Annotated in this window: 15 protein-coding genes; 8 read left to right on the top strand and 7 right to left on the bottom strand. The window is 68.7% G+C overall.

Annotation, left to right across the window (positions count from 1 at the left end; genetic code table 11):
- Positions 1 to 18: 18 nt before the first annotated feature.
- Both ACIPV5_RS04310 and ACIPV5_RS04305 read left to right on the top strand, forming a co-directional pair.
- The gene (locus ACIPV5_RS04310) at positions 19 to 378 is read left to right on the top strand and encodes a nuclear transport factor 2 family protein (RefSeq protein WP_056276387.1); all 360 of its coding nucleotides are present in this window, start codon (positions 19 to 21) and stop codon (positions 376 to 378) included.
- A 91-nt stretch (positions 379 to 469) separates the two neighbouring features.
- Positions 470 to 2557: an APC family permease gene (locus tag ACIPV5_RS04305; protein WP_053098550.1), complete on the top strand. Its 2088-nt coding sequence runs from the start codon at positions 470 to 472 to the stop codon at positions 2555 to 2557.
- 6 nt (positions 2558 to 2563) lie between these two features.
- Here the strand turns inward: ACIPV5_RS04305 and ACIPV5_RS04300 are convergent, their stop codons facing one another.
- Positions 2564 to 3970: a PLP-dependent aminotransferase family protein gene (locus ACIPV5_RS04300; RefSeq protein WP_400339958.1), complete on the bottom strand. Its 1407-nt coding sequence runs from the start codon at positions 3968 to 3970 to the stop codon at positions 2564 to 2566.
- On the opposite strand from ACIPV5_RS04300, the gene ACIPV5_RS04295 reads away from it, so the two are divergent.
- From ACIPV5_RS04295 to ACIPV5_RS04285, 3 genes are read left to right on the top strand one after another with little or no spacing between them, the layout of a single operon-like run.
- Positions 3969 to 4916, top strand: coding sequence for a DMT family transporter (locus ACIPV5_RS04295; RefSeq protein WP_400339956.1), 948 nt, complete (start codon positions 3969 to 3971; stop codon positions 4914 to 4916). The two genes, ACIPV5_RS04300 and ACIPV5_RS04295, sit on opposite strands and share 2 nt — an antisense overlap.
- Positions 4916 to 5527, top strand: a complete 612-nt coding sequence (locus tag ACIPV5_RS04290) for an FMN-binding negative transcriptional regulator (protein ID WP_400339954.1) — start codon at positions 4916 to 4918, stop codon at positions 5525 to 5527. Before ACIPV5_RS04295 ends, ACIPV5_RS04290 begins: the two co-directional genes overlap by 1 nt.
- A gap of 9 nt (positions 5528 to 5536) precedes the next feature.
- Positions 5537 to 6160 (top strand): GNAT family N-acetyltransferase, encoded by a 624-nt coding sequence (locus ACIPV5_RS04285; protein ID WP_400339951.1) that lies wholly within the window; start codon positions 5537 to 5539, stop codon positions 6158 to 6160.
- Here the strand turns inward: ACIPV5_RS04285 and ACIPV5_RS04280 are convergent.
- From ACIPV5_RS04280 to ACIPV5_RS04255, 6 genes are all read right to left on the bottom strand, one after another.
- Positions 6124 to 6825: a GntR family transcriptional regulator gene (locus ACIPV5_RS04280; protein ID WP_400339948.1), complete on the bottom strand. Its 702-nt coding sequence runs from the start codon at positions 6823 to 6825 to the stop codon at positions 6124 to 6126. The two genes, ACIPV5_RS04285 and ACIPV5_RS04280, sit on opposite strands and share 37 nt — an antisense overlap.
- Before the next feature lies 1 nt (position 6826).
- The gene (locus ACIPV5_RS04275; RefSeq protein WP_072590588.1) at positions 6827 to 7567 is read right to left on the bottom strand and encodes a GntR family transcriptional regulator; all 741 of its coding nucleotides are present in this window, start codon (positions 7565 to 7567) and stop codon (positions 6827 to 6829) included.
- Positions 7568 to 7778: 211 nt separating this feature from the next.
- Entirely contained in the window at positions 7779 to 8957 is a 1179-nt protein-coding gene (locus tag ACIPV5_RS04270) for an SLC13 family permease (protein WP_400339944.1), read from the bottom strand.
- Positions 8958 to 8990: 33 nt separating this feature from the next.
- Positions 8991 to 9347 carry a YciI family protein gene (locus ACIPV5_RS04265; protein ID WP_053098543.1) on the bottom strand — a complete coding sequence of 119 codons (357 nt, stop codon included), beginning with the start codon at positions 9345 to 9347 and terminating at the stop codon, positions 8991 to 8993.
- Positions 9344 to 10717, bottom strand: a complete 1374-nt coding sequence (locus tag ACIPV5_RS04260; RefSeq protein WP_400339941.1) for an RNA polymerase sigma factor — start codon at positions 10715 to 10717, stop codon at positions 9344 to 9346. The genes ACIPV5_RS04265 and ACIPV5_RS04260 overlap by 4 nt, the downstream gene beginning before the upstream one ends.
- On the bottom strand, positions 10714 to 10905 hold the full coding sequence (locus tag ACIPV5_RS04255) for a hypothetical protein (RefSeq protein WP_150115145.1): 192 nt from the start codon (positions 10903 to 10905) through the stop codon (positions 10714 to 10716). The genes ACIPV5_RS04260 and ACIPV5_RS04255 overlap by 4 nt, the downstream gene beginning before the upstream one ends.
- 292 nt (positions 10906 to 11197) lie before the next feature.
- On the opposite strand from ACIPV5_RS04255, the gene ACIPV5_RS04250 reads away from it, so the two are divergent.
- Genes ACIPV5_RS04250 through kdpB form a run of 3 tightly spaced genes read left to right on the top strand, consistent with a single transcriptional unit; the run spans position 11198 to position 15112 of the window.
- The gene (locus tag ACIPV5_RS04250) at positions 11198 to 11287 is read left to right on the top strand and encodes a potassium-transporting ATPase subunit F (protein WP_056276367.1); all 90 of its coding nucleotides are present in this window, start codon (positions 11198 to 11200) and stop codon (positions 11285 to 11287) included.
- Positions 11287 to 12972: a potassium-transporting ATPase subunit KdpA gene (gene kdpA / locus ACIPV5_RS04245; RefSeq protein ID WP_400339937.1), complete on the top strand. Its 1686-nt coding sequence runs from the start codon at positions 11287 to 11289 to the stop codon at positions 12970 to 12972. The genes ACIPV5_RS04250 and kdpA overlap by 1 nt, the downstream gene beginning before the upstream one ends.
- 1 nt (position 12973) lies before the next feature.
- Positions 12974 to 15112 (top strand): potassium-transporting ATPase subunit KdpB, encoded by a 2139-nt coding sequence (gene kdpB, locus ACIPV5_RS04240; protein ID WP_400339934.1) that lies wholly within the window; start codon positions 12974 to 12976, stop codon positions 15110 to 15112.
- Positions 15113 to 15152 lie beyond the last annotated feature (40 nt).

The raw sequence follows: 15152 nt of genomic DNA, 5'->3' as shown, positions 1-15152 counted from the left end.
GGGTCTACAACGGACGACATGGCTACCGCAGGCGAGAAGTGGACAGAGGCGTACGTCGAGGCGTGGCGATCGAACGACCCGCAGCAGATCGCGGCGCTCTTCAGCGAAGACGCGATCTACCTCACGAGCCCCGACGCCGAGCCGCGGGTCGGTCGGGCCGACATCGTCGCCGGCTGGCTCGAGGACCTCGACGATCCGGGTACGTGGTCGTTCGAGTGGTGGATCGTCCGCGAGGATGACGACTTCGTGGCGATCGAGGGGCGCACGCAGTACCCGTCTGAAAGGGACTATCTCAATCTCTGGATCGTCCGACTGGATGCCGAGGGCCGGGCGACCGCGTTCACCGAGTGGTACATGCCGCGCCCTCATTCCGAGTGACCGCCTCGGCCGCGTGAGGATTCCGTTAGGGACACCGGGGCACCCGTAGGGATTCCGTGAGGAACGCGTGAGGAAGCCGTTCGCGGGCGTAATGTCGCCCGACGTGTCAGATGAAACCCGGGACAACCTCGACGCTCCTCCTCGCGTGAAGCGCATCCTCATCGGCGACCCGCTGACGAGCGCACAGGTCGACGATCAGCTGCTCCCGAAGAAGATGGCGTTGCCGATCTTCGCGTCGGACGCCCTGAGCTCGGTCGCCTACGCGCCGCAGGAGCTCGTGATGATCCTCCTCATCGGCGGACTGACGTTCCTGTCGTTCACGCCGCTCGTCGCGGTCGCGGTCGTCGTGCTGCTGATCGTCGTCGTGCTCAGCTACCGGCAGCTCATCAAGGCCTACCCCTCGGGCGGCGGCGACTACGAGGTCGCCTCGAAGAACCTCGGCGAGATCCCCGGCGTCATCGTCGCGGCCGCGCTGCTGGTCGACTACGTGCTGACGGTCGCCGTGTCGGTGGCATCCGGCGTCGACAACATCATCTCGGCGGTGCCGGGCCTCGATCCGCTGCGCGTCGAGCTGGCGGTCGGATTCGTGATCCTCATCATCCTGGTGAACCTGCGAGGAGTGCGCGAGGCCTCGCTCGTCTTCGCGATCCCGACCTACGTGTTCATCGCCTCCGTCGGCTTCATGATCGTGACCGGGCTGTTCCGCACCTTCCTCGGCGATGCGCCGGTCGCCTCGAGCGCCGAGTTCGCCGTGCACTCCGAAGACCTCGGCCAGGCCGCGGTGATCCTTCTGATCCTGCGGGCGTTCTCGAGCGGATGCTCGGCCCTCACCGGCGTCGAGGCGGTGTCGAACGGCGTGCCCGCCTTCCGCACCCCGAAGGTCCGCAACGCCCAGACCACGCTCGTGCTGATGGGTTCCATCGCCGCGTGCCTGTTCGCCGGGCTCACCGCCCTGGCCCTGATCACCGGCGTGCACTACGCCGAGAACCCGTGCGACCTGATCGGCTTCGACTGCTCGAACCCGCAGCCGAGCCTGATGGCGCAGATCGCGTCTGCGACGTTCGGCGGCGGCAGCATCCTGTTCTTCATCATCCAGGCGGCGACCGCCTGCGTGCTGCTGCTGGCGGCCAACACCGCCTTCAACGGATTCCCGCTGCTTGGCTCGGTGCTCGCCCGTGACGGCTACGCCCCCAAGTCGCTGAACACCCGCGGCGACCGCCTCGTGTTCTCGAACGGCATGATCGTGCTGGGGATCGCGGCGATCATCGTGCTCGTGGTGTTCCAGGCGAAGCTCACCACGCTGATCCAGCTCTACATCATCGGCGTCTTCGTGTCGTTCTCGCTCGGGCAGATCGGCATGGTCCGGCACTGGCGCCGCGTGCTGCGCGGGCCGCTCGAGACGACTCCCGGGTCGGGCGTCGACGGCGCCTCGGCATCCGACCGCCGCTCGGCGAAGATCGGGCTGGTCATCAACTCGGTGGGCGCCGCGATGACGGTGGCGGTGCTGCTGATCGTGACGATCACGAAGTTCACGCACGGCGCCTACCTGGTGTTCTTCGCGATCCCGGTGCTGGCGTTCCTGATGATGGGCGTGAAGCGGTACTACCGCGACGTCGAGCATGAGATCGCGATCGACGACACGACGAAGTTCGGCGCGACCGGCGACCTGGCGATCGTGCTCGTCAACCGCCTGCAGAAGCCCGTGATCAAGGCCATCGACTATGCGATCGCCGCCAAGCACGGCAAGACTCTGGCGGTGCACGTCGCCGTCGCATCCGACGATGCCGCGCAGCTGCAGAAGGACTGGGCAGACCACCTGGTGCCGATCCCGCTGGTGATCGTCGAGTCGCCGTTCCGGTCGTTCGCACAGCCGGTGACGCAGTTCATCAAGCAGTACCGCGAGAAGCACGGCTCGTCCGTGGTCACGGTCTATCTGCCGCAGTACATCGTGGGGCACTGGTGGGAGACGTTCCTGCACAACCGCCGCTCCCGCCGCCTGGCCAACCAGCTGATGCTCGTGCACGGGGTCTCGATCACGCTCGTGCCGTGGCTGCTCGACTCGTCGGAGCTGATCTACGGCCGACGCTCGCGCCCGCTGCCGGGGCAGGAGCGCGCAGGGAGACCGGTCGTCGTGAACGGCCGCCGCGCGCACCGCCCCGAGGGTCCGCCCGAGAGCTGACGCCGGTCAGGATGCCGCGAGCACACCGCCGAGGATCTCCGCCGCCTCGGGGAATCGCGTCGGGTCGGCGTTCGCGTAGTTGAGTCGCACATAGGCTCCGGAGGGCTCCGCGGGGAACCATTCGGATCCGGGAGAGATGATGAGGCCGCGGGTCTCGCATCCTCGGACCACGCCGACGACATCGGTGCCCTCCGGAAGCCGCACCCAGAGGTTGAGGCCACCGGCCGGCACCGTCTCGACCGTCGCGGTCGGGGCGTGCTCGGCGAGGCTCGCGAGCAGCAGATCGCGTCGCGCCCTCAAGTGGTCGCGGAAGCCACGCAGGTGGCTCTTCCACGCCGGCTGGGTCACGACGTCGAGCGCGGCAGCCTGCAGCAGCCCGCTCACGTACATCGACTCGGCGGCACGGTCGGCGAGGATGCGCTCGCGCGCCGGGCCCCGCACGATCACCGCGGCGATCCGCAGTGCGGGCGAGACGCTCTTGGTCAGCGAACGGAGATAGACGACATGGCCGTCATCGTCCATCGCCGCGACCGGACGCGGATCGCCGTCGATGGCCAGATCGTGCGCCCAGTCGTCTTCGATGAGGAAGGCACCGTGCCGCCGCACGCTCTCGAGAACGGCGAGGCCGGTCGACGCGGGCCACCTGGCGCCCGTCGGGTTGGCGAATGTGGGCTGCGCGTAGAACGCACGAGCGCCGGTCTCGACGAACGCCCGCTCGACGGCATCCGGATCGGGCCCGTCCGGCCCCGACGGGATCGGCACGAGCACCACCCCGGCCTGCTCGGCGGCGAGAAGAGCACCCCAGTAGGTGGGCGATTCGATCAGCAGAGGCTGCCCGGCCCCGACCACGGCTCGGAAGATGGAGCTCAGCCCGCTCTGACTTCCGGCGATCACGAGCGCATCCCTGGCGGATGCCGGTGTGACGTCTGCGGGGGCGGATGCCGCGAGCTCGGCCGCGAACCAGGCCTGCAGCTCCGGCATCCCGGCGGCGGGCGAGCGAGTGAGCGCTGACGAGGTGCGTGCCGCACGGGTGATCGCCTGACGGACCAGCCGCTCGGGAAGCAGGTCGACCGCCGGATACCCCGAATGCATGCCGATCGCGTCGGGAGCGACAGTCCGCTGCGTCGAGGTGAGCCCGGCGAGTCGCGCGGGAGGAGCACCGAGCGCAGATGTCTGCCAGCCGTAGTCGGCGGGGCGCGGCGTCTTCTGCGCGCGCACGAACGTCCCCGCGCCTGGTCGAGATTCGATCAGGCCCAGCCGGGCGAGGCGTCCCATCGCCTTCTGCACCGTCACAGGGCTCGCTCCGTACTGCGCGACGAGCGCTCGATTCGAGGGAACCCGAGACCCCGGAGGCGCCGCCTCGATCCACCGACGCAGTTCTCCTACGATCCGGTCACTGCTATCCTGACTCATGAAAGAACAGAGTAGCGTTATCACTCCTGCTCGCACAGCGCTATCCCGTGCGGGCCTCTGGTGGGGCCTCCTCGGCGTCGCCGCCTTCTCGTTCACCCTCCCCTTCACCCGCATCGCGGTCGGCGGCCTCTCGCCGCTGTTCATCGGATCAGGCCGCGCGGTCGTCGCTGCAGCACTCGCCGCCATCGCACTGGCGGCCACACGTCAGCATCCGCCGACCAGGGTGCAATGGTGGCGACTCGCGATCGTGGCCGGTGGTGTCGTCGCCGGGTTCCCCCTCTTGACGTCGTTCGCCATGACCGCCGCACCGGCGAGCCACGGCGCCGTGGTGATCGGCCTGCTCCCCGCAGCGACGGCCGTCATCGTCGTGCTCCGCACGCGCGAACGGCCGGGACGTGCGTTCTGGTGGTTCGCCGCACTCGGCGCCATCACGGCGGTGGTCTTCGCGTCACTGCAGAACGGGGATCTCGGCGCACTCCACTGGGCCGATCTGCTGCTGTTCGCCGCGGTGCTCGCTGCGGCTGTCGGCTATGCGGAGGGCGGCCTGCTGGCTCGGGAGCTCGGAGCCTGGCAGACCGTGTCGTGGGCGCTCGTGCTCGCCGCGCCGCTGATGCTCGTGCTGACCCTGGCCTCGGCGGTCGCCGACCCGCCGACGGCATCGCCGGTGCAGTGGCTCGCCCTCGCCTACCTCGGCGTGGTGAGCATGTTCCTCGGATTCTTCGCCTGGTACCGCGGGCTCGCGATCGGGCCCATGGCCCCGGTGAGCCAGATCCAATTGGTCCAACCCGTGATGAGCATCGCGTGGGCCGCGCTGCTTCTTCATGAGCAGATCGGATGGCCCACCGCGCTCGGCGGCCTGGCCGTCATCGTGTGCGCCGCGCTCGCGGTGCGCACCCGACTGATCCATCCCCGACCCACCACCCGCCCCCTGAACGAGGAGTTCTGATGCGCCACACACCCCGTTACCTGATGACCGACCCGCTCGAGGTGAAGCGCCTGATCCGCGGCAACCCGTGGGCGACCTTCGTGTCCCCCGCGAGCACAGGGCTGGTCGCTTCGCATTACCCCGCGCTGCTGATCGAAGACGAACACGAGATCGTGATCGCGAGCCACTTCGGTCGCCCCGACGAGCAGCTGCATGAACTGGGCGCGCACGAGGTGCTCGTGATCATCCAGGGCCCCCACGACTACGTGTCGCCCAGCCTCTACGCGCCGGGAGACCTGGTGCCGACCTGGAACCACGTCACTGCCCACCTCTACGGCACTCCCGAGATCCTCACCGAGGAGGAGAACTACGCCATGCTCGCGCAGCTCACCGACCACTTCGAGAAGGGAATGCCGCACGGGCGCAGCCTGTCGGAGGATGAGGCCGGCACCCGGCGAGCGGCGAAGGGAACCGTCGGGCTGAGGATGCGTGTCGACCGGTTCGACGCGCGCGCCAAGCTGAGCCAGAACAAGTCTCCCGAGGTGCGAGACACCATCACCGGGCGGTTCGACGTGACGAACGCGGCACTCGCGGCCGAGATGCGTCGAGTGTCCGGCCAGGCCCCTCAATAGGCTGGGGCGATGACCGATTCGCCGCACACCGACGTCTGGCCCGTCCGCACCGAGCGGCTGCAGATCCGGCCGATGACGGCACTCGACGTCGACGCCATGTGGGAGTGGCGTCGACGGCCGGAGGTGAACCGGTGGCTCGGACTCGCGCCGGCCACACTCGAGGAGTTCCGCGAGCGGTATCTCGACCCCGGCCGGCTCACGTCGATGTACCTCGTCGAGCTGATCACGGAGAACGACGGGCCCACGCCGATCGGCGACATCATGATCAGGATCGGTGACGGCTGGGCGCAGCTCGAGGTCGCTGATCAGGCGAGGGGCGTCGAGGCCGAGCTCGGCTGGGTGCTCGACCCCGCGCACACCGGTCGCGGCTATGCGACCGAGGCCATCCGCGCCGTGATCGACGTCTGCTTCGGTCCGCTGGGGCTGCGCCGGGTGCACGCCGGATGCTTCGCCGACAACGAGCCCTCGTGGCGTCTGATGGAGCGGCTCGGCATGCGCCGGGAGGAGTTCAGCCGCAAGACCGCTCTGCACCGGTCCGGCGAGTGGCTCGACGGGCTCAACTATGGCATCCTCGCGGAGGAGTGGACACCGACGCGTCAGAGTTCTGTGACCCCGTCGACCACGAACGTGTAGAGGTCTCTCACCAGATCCGTCGCTTCGAGGCGGTCGCGATCGCGCGCTGCGGCGACGAGCGCGTCGACGACCGATCGGAGCATGGCGGGGTTGCGGGGCCGGCTGAGCGAGCGGATGCCGAGCACCAGCGCCGTGCGCTTCGACGCGTGCAGGGCGCTGAGGTGTCGGTTGCGCGAGAACACCGCGAGCAGGTCGAGCAGTTCCCACAGCCCCTCCGCTCCGATGACCTGATCGCTCTCGTCCGACGCCCAGAGTTCGCGGACGGTCGCTGCCCGCTCGGCGAGATCGGCGATCTGCGCCTCGGTCGCCTCCGCGATGCCGAGGTCGGCCGCCGCGATCGACAGGCCGGAGCACTCAGCGGCGACAGCGACGAACCACGCGGGGGTCGGCGTCACGACGACCGACGCCCTGTTCAGACGGTGCTCGATCAGATGCATCGCTTCAAGGGTGCCGAGGGCTGATCGCACGGTCGCCGCGGCGACGGTGAGCCGCTGTGCGAGGGCGGTGACCGATAAGGGATCGCCGGGCGCCAGTTCGCCCGACTCGATCGAGTGCGCGAGCGAGTCGACGACGGCATCCGCGCGGGAGGTGATGACGGGCGTTGGCTGCTCGACCCCTCCCAGCAGTCGCGTGGAGTTCAGCCTGTCGATCCGCCGGTCGGGCATGTCAGTCCCCGGGTAAGAGGACGGCGGGCGTCGAGCCGGCGGAGACGGAGGCGGATGCCGCGGCGAGCGCCGCCGCCGCGCGGAGAGGTTCGATCGTCGATCTCAGGAACAGCGGTTCGATGAGGTCTCGTACCCCGACCCCGTCGCGCCGATCGAGCAGGGCACGCAGCTGATCGAGGGCCGCCCGCATGTAGTCGACGAGTTCGTCGGGCACGCGTTGCGCGGGCACGGTTCGGGTGAGGTGCAGCACCAGTTGACCGTCCAGGATGTCGATCATCGTCTGGTTGTGGGCGTTGAGCACGATCTCGCCCCACAGCGCGTACCAGAGGCTGAGCCCCTCGCGACTCGAGGTTCCCGCGAGCTCGGCCACCAGGAGTCCGTCGATCCTCTCGTGCAGAGAGGCGACCTGCTCGTCGGTGTAGGTCGGCACTGCTCTGACGGCGCAGTATCCGATCATGGCGACGGCGGTCTCGACACGTTCCGCCTGTGCCTCGAGGTCGACCGGCGCGACGCGTGTGAACCGGTTGGTGCTGACCTCGATGAGTCCGAGGTCGGCGAGACGGTTGAGAGCCTCGCGGATGGGCGTGCGGGAGACGCCGTATTCGGCCTGCAAGTCCTGGTCGCGAATCTCTTCGAGGGGTTGCATGCGCCCAGAGATGATCTCTTCGGCGAGCGTGGCGAAGACCTGGTCGCGGATCAGCTGCCGCGGCCGGATCGGCAGAGATGCGCTGATGTCGCCCACGGGCACACTTTATGCCGGTGTCATGCCGACGCACCATACATCAGGCACTGAAGTTTCACCGGATCCGACGGCATGTGCGTAGCGTGTGGAGTAGGGCAGCGACCCTCACCCGGCACACACTCCCCATGTCGTGCCGCGGACCTCCCCCAGATCCCGTGACGCGAGTCGCTGCCCTTTTCCCTCCCCTGCGGCCGGGATCGGGATGCCGGTCTCAACCTGCGACGAAGGCGAGCACGAGCGTGGCGACCAGCACCGTCGGCACGGCGACGATCGCTCCCCAGAGCATCAGGCTGCCCCAGCGGATCTCGACGCCCAGCGACACCACTCTGTGGTGCCAGAGCAGCGTGGCGAGCGATGCCCACGGGGTGATCAGCGGGCCGAGGTTCACGCCGATCAGCAGCGCCATGAGCGCGACCGGATCGCCGGCTGTGGGTTCGAGGATCAGGTAGGCGGGCAGGTTGTTGACCCCGTTCGCGGCGAGCGCGCCCGCCGCAGAGAGACGCAGCAGTTCTGCGGGCGCGTGGCCACTGGTCGCGAGAACCGACAGGAAGTCGAGGATGCCGTTCGCGTGCGCGGTCTCGACCACGACGAACAGGGCCGCCGCCAGGCCGATCGCTTGCCATGGCACGAGCGAGAGTCGCAGCACATGGCGACGCCGGATGCCGAACACGACGATGAGCACGAGCGCTGCGACCGTCGCGGGGATCCACACGTCATGGGTCACTGCGAGCAGCGGCATCAGGAGCAGCAGGATGCCGGACGCCGCCCAGAAGAGCACTCGGTCGGAAGGGTCACCGCCTGTCGGCGCCCGATAGGCACCGAAGAGCGTCCGTCGGTGTCGCAGCGTGAGGACCACGACGGGCACGAGCACCCCGACGAGGGTCGGCGCCCAGCTCAGCGCGAGGAACGCGAGCGGGTCGTCGCCGATCGACCGCGCCGCGAGCAGGTTGGTGAGGTTCGAGACGGGCAGTGCGAGGGATGCCGTGTTCGCCAGCCACACGGTGACGAGGGCGAACGGCAGCGGGGGGATGCCGACGCTCTGCGCGAGCACGACCACGACCGGCGTCACGATCACCGCCGTGGTGTCGAGCGACAGGAACACCGTGCTGATAACGGCGAGTACCACGACGGACAACCAGAGCAGGATGACGCGCCCCTGCCCCCAGCGCGCGAGGCGCTGCGCGACGACGTCGAACACCGCAGCATCCCGCGCCAGCTCGGCGACGATGGTGATCGCGATGACGAACCCGAGCACGGGCGCGATGCGTGCACCGAGCGCCCCGGCATCCGCGGGTGGCAAGACGCCCGTGACGATGCAGACGAGTGCGACGGCGATGAGCGCCAGGACGATGATCGTCCCCGCTCCCAGCCGCCGTCGCGTCGCACTCACTCGCTGAGTGTAGATCCGGGAGGGGTGTGGTCCTCAGTCCTCGTCCCAGGGGAGCTTGACCACCGGCAGGATGTAGACCCGCCCCATCACGGCGGTCGGATGCTTCGCCATGAAGCTCGCCGCCTCGTCGATCGACTCGGCGGTGACGATGTCGTAGCCGGCGAACCATTCCTTGAACTCCGGGAACGGGCCGTCGGTGACGAGCACCTTGCCGTCTCGCACCGCCACCGACTTGGCTTGGTCCGCCCCCGCGACGGGTGCGCCCTCGCCCAGGCTGCCGGCCGCCCTGCCCTCATCCGCCCAGTCTTCGAGAAGGCGCTGATCCTCTCCCTGCGGCATCGTGCCGCCGGTCGGGTCGGTCATGTGGATCACGAGGTACTTGTTGCTCATCTGCTCTCTCCATTCGTCGTGCGCCCGGGCTCCCCGGGTGCGAGGGGCGCCGCGAGCTCGTCGCGGCGTCGGGTCAGGTGGATGATCTCCGCGGTGTTGTCGGCGAGGGCGATCGCGCGCTCGTAGGCAGCCCGAGCATCGTCCGGCCGGTCCGCAGCGCGCAGCAGCTCTGCGCGCGTCACGTGGAAGGCATGGAACTGATCCAGCGCATCGCGCAGCGTCTCCACGATCAGCAGTGCTCGTTCGGGCGAGTCCCGCTCTGCGACGGCGACCGCCCTGCTGAGGGTCACGACCGGGCTGGAATCGATCCGCTCGAGCTGCTCGTAGAGTCCGACGATGCGCGCCCAATCGGTGTGCTCGGCATCCGTCGCCCGCACATGCACCGCGTTGATCTCGGCCAGCAGTCGGTGACGACCGGGGGCCGCGGTGGGTGGCTCGTCGAGCAGTGCGAGGCCTCGACCGATGAGCTCGTGGTCCCACGCGCCACGGTCCTGTTCGTCCAGGCGCACCAGCTCGCCGCCGTCGGTGACGCGTGCCGCGGCGCGCGCCTCGCTGAGCAGCATCAACGCCAGCAGACCCGTGACCTCCTCGTCGGCGGGGAGCAGCTCGCGGAGCAGTCCGGCGAGCCGGATCGCCTCGCCCGTCAGCTCGCGACGCAGTGCGGGCACTCCGGCCCCGGACGCGAAATACCCTTCGTTGAAGATCAGATAGAGCACTGCGAGCACTCCGTCGATCCGGATGCGGAGGTCGTCGGCAGCCGGCATCCGATACGGGATCCGGTCGGTCTTGATCTTCGCCTTGGCTCGGGTGATGCGCTGCCGCACCGCAGATTCCTGGATGAGGAAGGCCCGGGCGATCTCCTCGACGGTGAGCCCGCCCACGATCCGCAGGGTCAGGGCGACGCGCGCTTCGAGTGACAGCGCCGGATGGCAGCAGGTGAAGAGCAGACGGAGGCGATCGTCATCGATGACGCCCGTCGGCTCCGGCGGTTCGGGATCGTGCAGCATGAGAGCCTCCCGATGCTTGGCATCGCGGAACGACTCCCGGCGGAGCCGATCGATGGCCTTGCGGTAGGCCGTGGTGGTGATCCAGCCAGCGGGATTGGGCGGCACGCCCTCGTTCGGCCACCGCTCAGCGGCCGACGCGAACGCCTCAGCAGCCATCTCCTCGGCGAGGTCGAGATCACCGCATCGTCGGGTGAGACCTCCCACGATGCGCGCCCACTCGTCGCGATAGACCTGCGCGACGTGCTCTGCGACGTCGGTGTTCACCGAGAACCCTCGATTCGATTCCGGCGCCGCGTCACCTGTGGTCTCTCCGTCCGCTCGATCGAGCAGGTCGCGCTCCGATCCTGCCGTCAGGACGATCATCCCGGTTCCCCGCTTCCGCCGGAAGAGATGCGCGCCCAGAGGCGGCGAGCGCGCACACGGAGGGAAGGGCGCCGGATCAGACCAGGATGCTCGAGCGCCGTCCGACGTCGCACGATCTGCTCCTCGGCGTGCTCAGCCTCGAGCCGGTAGACGAGGTTCGCCACCATCGGGTCGTTGTACACAGTCACCACCGCACCTCTCGCGTCTCTCGCGTCTGAGGCCCCCCGATCGGGGACCTCCTACCCGAACCACGAACGACGAACGACGGATGCGACAACGCGTCGCGAGAAAGTCGGATCGACACCGAGATGTGAGCAAGTCGCATGCATCCCGCACGGCCCCGTAGGCAAAGCGTGAGGATCGCCATATGCCGGTCCGCACGGGAGTTGTATCGAGTCTCGTGCTCGACATCATCTACATCGCGCTGACTCTCGCGCTGTTCGCCCTCGTCTCTCTTGTCGCGAAGGGGGTGGAACGACTGTGATCGTCTTTGAGATCATCGCCGCCGCCCTCGCCGTGGCCGCCGTCGTCTACCTCGTGGTGGCTCTCGTCGCCCCGGAGAAGTTCTGATGGGCGCCGGCGCCGACCTCTGGTTCGGCATCCTGCAGGCCGCGGTCCTCATCATCGCCCTCGTGCTGCTGTATCGCCCGGTGGGCGACTACATGGCGCACGTCTTCAGCACCCCGCGCGACCTGAAAGCCGAGCGCGGCCTGTACCGACTGATCGGCGTCGACCCGGCATCCGAGCAGACCTGGCGGGCCTATGCCCGCAGCGTGCTCGCGTTCTCGGTCGTCGGCCTGCTGCTCGTCTACGGGCTGCAGCGACTGCAGGGCTTCCTGCCCGAGTCGCTGGGACTCCCCGCGGTTCCCGAGGGCCTCGCCTTCAACACCGCGGCCTCGTTCGTCGCGAACACCAACTGGCAGTCGTACTCGCCCGAGCAGACCATGGGCTACACGGTGCAGCTCGCGGGCCTGACGGTGCAGAACTTCGTCTCGGCAGCGGTCGGCCTGGCCGTGGCCGTCGCGCTGATCCGCGGCCTCTCGCGCCGCGGATCGACCACGATCGGCAACTTCTGGGTCGATCTGATTCGCGGGCTCGGACGCATCCTGCTGCCGATCGCTCTGATCGCCGCCATCGCCCTGATCGCGGGCGGCGTGGTGCAGAACTTCGCCGGGTTCACGGATGTGACGACGGTCTCGGGTGGCACGCAGACCATCCCCGGCGGACCGGTCGCCTCACAGGAGGCCATCAAGCTCCTCGGCACGAACGGCGGCGGCTTCTTCAACGCCAACTCGGCGCATCCGTTCGAGAACCCGACCGGCTGGACCAGCCTGCTGCAGATCCTGCTGATCCTCGTGATCCCGTTCTCACTCCCCCGCACGTTCGGTCGCATGATCGGCGACAACCGCCAGGGCTACGCGATCGCCGCCGTGATGGGAACGATCTTCCTGGTCTCGACCTTCGCCCTCTCCGCCCTCGAGCTGGCCGGCCGCGGCAGCGCTCCGGAACTCGCGGGTGCGGCGATGGAGGGCAAGGAGGTGCGCTTCGGCATCCTCGGCTCGACCCTCTTCGGCAGCGCCAGCACCCTGACCTCGACCGGTGCCGTCAACTCGATGCACGACTCGTACACGGCACTCGGCGGCATGATGCCGATGCTCAACATGATGCTCGGCGAGGTCGCCCCCGGCGGCGTCGGCTCTGGTCTCTACGGCATGCTCGTGCTCGCGATCATCGCGGTGTTCGTCGGCGGACTGCTCGTCGGCCGCACCCCCGAGTACCTCGGCAAGCGCATCGGCCCGAAGGAGATCAAGCTCGCGAGCCTCTACATCCTCGTGACGCCCACCCTCGTTCTTGTCGGCACGGCCCTGAGCTTCGCGATCCCCGGCATCCGCGCCGACGTCGAGGCGACCAGCATCCTCAACCCCGGCGTGCACGGCATGAGCGAGGTGCTCTACGCCTTCACCTCGGCGTCGAACAACAACGGCTCCGCCTTCGCCGGCCTCACCGCGAACACCCCGTGGTTCAACACCGCACTGGGCATCGCGATGCTGCTCGGCCGGTTCCTTCCGATCGTGCTCGTGCTGGCCCTGGCCGGATCCTTCGCCGCACAGCAGCGCGTGCCCGAGAACACCGGAACCCTGCCCACGCACCGACCGCAGTTCGTCGGCCTCCTCACCGCCGTCACGGTCATCATCACGGCACTCACCTACTTCCCCGTGCTCGCACTGGGCCCCCTCGCTGAAGGACTCGTCTGACATGACCCTCACCACCACGCCCTCGGAACAGCAGGATGCTCCGGCATCCGCCCCGACCGCACCGCCCCGCTCATTCGGCTGGGCACAGCTGACGCAGGCCCTGCCCGGCGCCCTGCGCAAGCTCAACCCCGCGTCGCTCGTGCGCAACCCCGTGATGCTCCTCGTCTGGGTCGGTGCCGCATTCACGACCGTGCTCGCGATCGCCGAGCCGTTCCTCGGCGGCCCGGCCGACTCCGGCGGAACACCCGTGCCCGCCCCCTTCACCTGGGGCATCGCGATCTGGCTGTGGCTGACCGTGCTGTTCGCCAACGTCGCCGAGTCCGTGGCCGAGGGCCGCGGCAAGGCCCAGGCCGCGAGTCTGCGCAAGACCCGCACCAGCACGATGGCCCGGCGCGTTGTGCGGTACGAAGCGACAGCGGATTCCACAGCAGAGCGCACCGACACGGTCGACGTCTCATCGGCCGAGCTGCAGCGCGACGACATCGTGATCGTCACGGCGGGCGAGCTGATCCCCGGCGATGGCGACATCGTGGCGGGCATCGCGACCGTCGACGAATCGGCCATCACCGGCGAGAGCGCCCCGGTCATCCGCGAATCCGGCGGTGACCGCAGCGCTGTCACCGGAGGCACCCGCGTGCTGTCGGATCGCATCGTCGTGCGCATCACCTCGAAGCCCGGCGAGACGTTCGTCGACCGCATGATCGCGCTCGTCGAGGGCGCCAGCCGTCAGCGCACACCCAACGAGATCGCGCTCAACATCCTGCTCGCGAGTCTGTCGATCGTGTTCGTCGTGGTCGTGCTCGCCCTCAACCCGATCGCGTCGTATGCCGCATCGCCCGTCAGCATCCCGGTGCTGATCGCCCTGCTCGTGTGCCTGATCCCGACCACGATCGGCGCCCTGCTCTCGGCCATCGGCATCGCCGGCATGGACCGTCTCGTGCAGCGCAACGTGCTCGCGATGTCGGGCCGCGCGGTCGAGGCGGCAGGAGACGTCACCACCCTGCTTCTCGACAAGACCGGCACCATCACCTACGGCAACCGCCGCGCCCACGAGGTGCTTCGCCTCGGCGGCGTCGACCCCGACGAGCTGCTGCGTGTCGCTGCCCTCTCATCCCTCGCCGACCCCACGCCCGAGGGCGCCTCGATCGTCGAGCTGGCGCTGAGCCGCGGCATCCGGGTCGACGAGCCGGCGGATGCCGTGGTCGTGCCGTTCACCGCGCAGACCCGCATGTCGGGACTGGACCTCGCCGACGGGACGCAGATCCGCAAGGGCGCAGGGTCGGCCATCGACGCCTGGCTCGGGCTCGACACGGATGCCGAACTCGCCGGCCTCGTCGACGGCGTCGCCTCGAGCGGCGGCACCCCGCTGGTGGTCGCCGTGAAGCGTCCGGCGGGATCCGGCGAGGTGCTCGGCGTCGTGCACCTCAAGGACATCGTGAAAGACGGCCTGCGCGAGCGGTTCGAGGAGCTGCGCAGCATGGGCATCCGCACGGTCATGATCACGGGCGACAACCCGCTGACCGCCGCGGCCATCGCGAAGGAGGCGGGCGTCGACGACTTCCTCGCCGAGGCGACACCCGAGCAGAAGCTCGAGCTGATCAAGCGTGAGCAGGAGGGCGGGCGACTCGTCGCCATGACGGGCGACGGCACGAACGACGCCCCCGCTCTCGCCCAGGCCGACGTCGGCGTCGCGATGAACACGGGAACGTCGGCCGCGAAGGAGGCCGGCAACATGGTCGACCTCGACTCGGACCCGACCAAGCTCATCGACATCGTGCGCATCGGCAAGCAGCTGCTCATCACTCGCGGCGCGCTCACGACCTTCTCGCTCGCGAACGACATCGCCAAGTACTTCGCCATCATCCCGGCGATGTTCATGGGGGTGTTCCCGGGCCTCGCGGCGCTCAACATCATGCAGCTGCACTCGCCGGCATCCGCCGTGACCAGCGCGATCATCTTCAACGCGATCGTGATCGTCTTCCTCATCCCGCTCGCGCTGCGCGGGGTGAAGTACCGCCCGGCGAGCGCCTCGCAGATCCTGCAGCGCAACCTGCTCGTCTACGGCCTCGGCGGAGTGATCGCACCGTTCATCGGCATCAAGCTGATCGACCTCGTCATCACCCTCATCCCCGGCTTCTGACCGGCGTCCGTCTTCGTCCTTCTCTCATCGAAAGGCACTC

Origin of the sequence: Microbacterium sp. NPDC090014 (assembly GCF_044748285.1) — a bacterium.
GTDB lineage: Bacteria > Actinomycetota > Actinomycetes > Actinomycetales > Microbacteriaceae > Microbacterium.
Note: the sequence above shows the minus strand (reverse complement) of the source record. Positions and strands in the feature narration are given on the sequence as shown.

Excerpts from the sequence above, each read along its gene's own strand:
- ACIPV5_RS04310 (WP_056276387.1), top strand. The coding sequence starts at position 19 with ATGGCTACCGCAGGCGAGAAGTGGACAGAGGCGTACGTCGAGGCGTGG.
- ACIPV5_RS04305 (WP_053098550.1), top strand. The coding sequence starts at position 470 with ATGTCGCCCGACGTGTCAGATGAAACCCGGGACAACCTCGACGCTCCT.
- ACIPV5_RS04295 (WP_400339956.1), top strand. The coding sequence starts at position 3,969 with ATGAAAGAACAGAGTAGCGTTATCACTCCTGCTCGCACAGCGCTATCC.
- ACIPV5_RS04300 (WP_400339958.1), bottom strand. The coding sequence starts at position 3,970 with ATGAGTCAGGATAGCAGTGACCGGATCGTAGGAGAACTGCGTCGGTGG.
- ACIPV5_RS04290 (WP_400339954.1), top strand. The coding sequence starts at position 4,916 with ATGCGCCACACACCCCGTTACCTGATGACCGACCCGCTCGAGGTGAAG.
- ACIPV5_RS04285 (WP_400339951.1), top strand. The coding sequence starts at position 5,537 with ATGACCGATTCGCCGCACACCGACGTCTGGCCCGTCCGCACCGAGCGG.
- ACIPV5_RS04280 (WP_400339948.1), bottom strand. The coding sequence starts at position 6,825 with ATGCCCGACCGGCGGATCGACAGGCTGAACTCCACGCGACTGCTGGGA.
- ACIPV5_RS04265 (WP_053098543.1), bottom strand. The coding sequence starts at position 9,347 with ATGAGCAACAAGTACCTCGTGATCCACATGACCGACCCGACCGGCGGC.
- ACIPV5_RS04260 (WP_400339941.1), bottom strand. The coding sequence starts at position 10,717 with ATGATCGTCCTGACGGCAGGATCGGAGCGCGACCTGCTCGATCGAGCG.
- kdpA (WP_400339937.1), top strand. The coding sequence starts at position 11,287 with ATGGGCGCCGGCGCCGACCTCTGGTTCGGCATCCTGCAGGCCGCGGTC.
- kdpB (WP_400339934.1), top strand. The coding sequence starts at position 12,974 with ATGACCCTCACCACCACGCCCTCGGAACAGCAGGATGCTCCGGCATCC.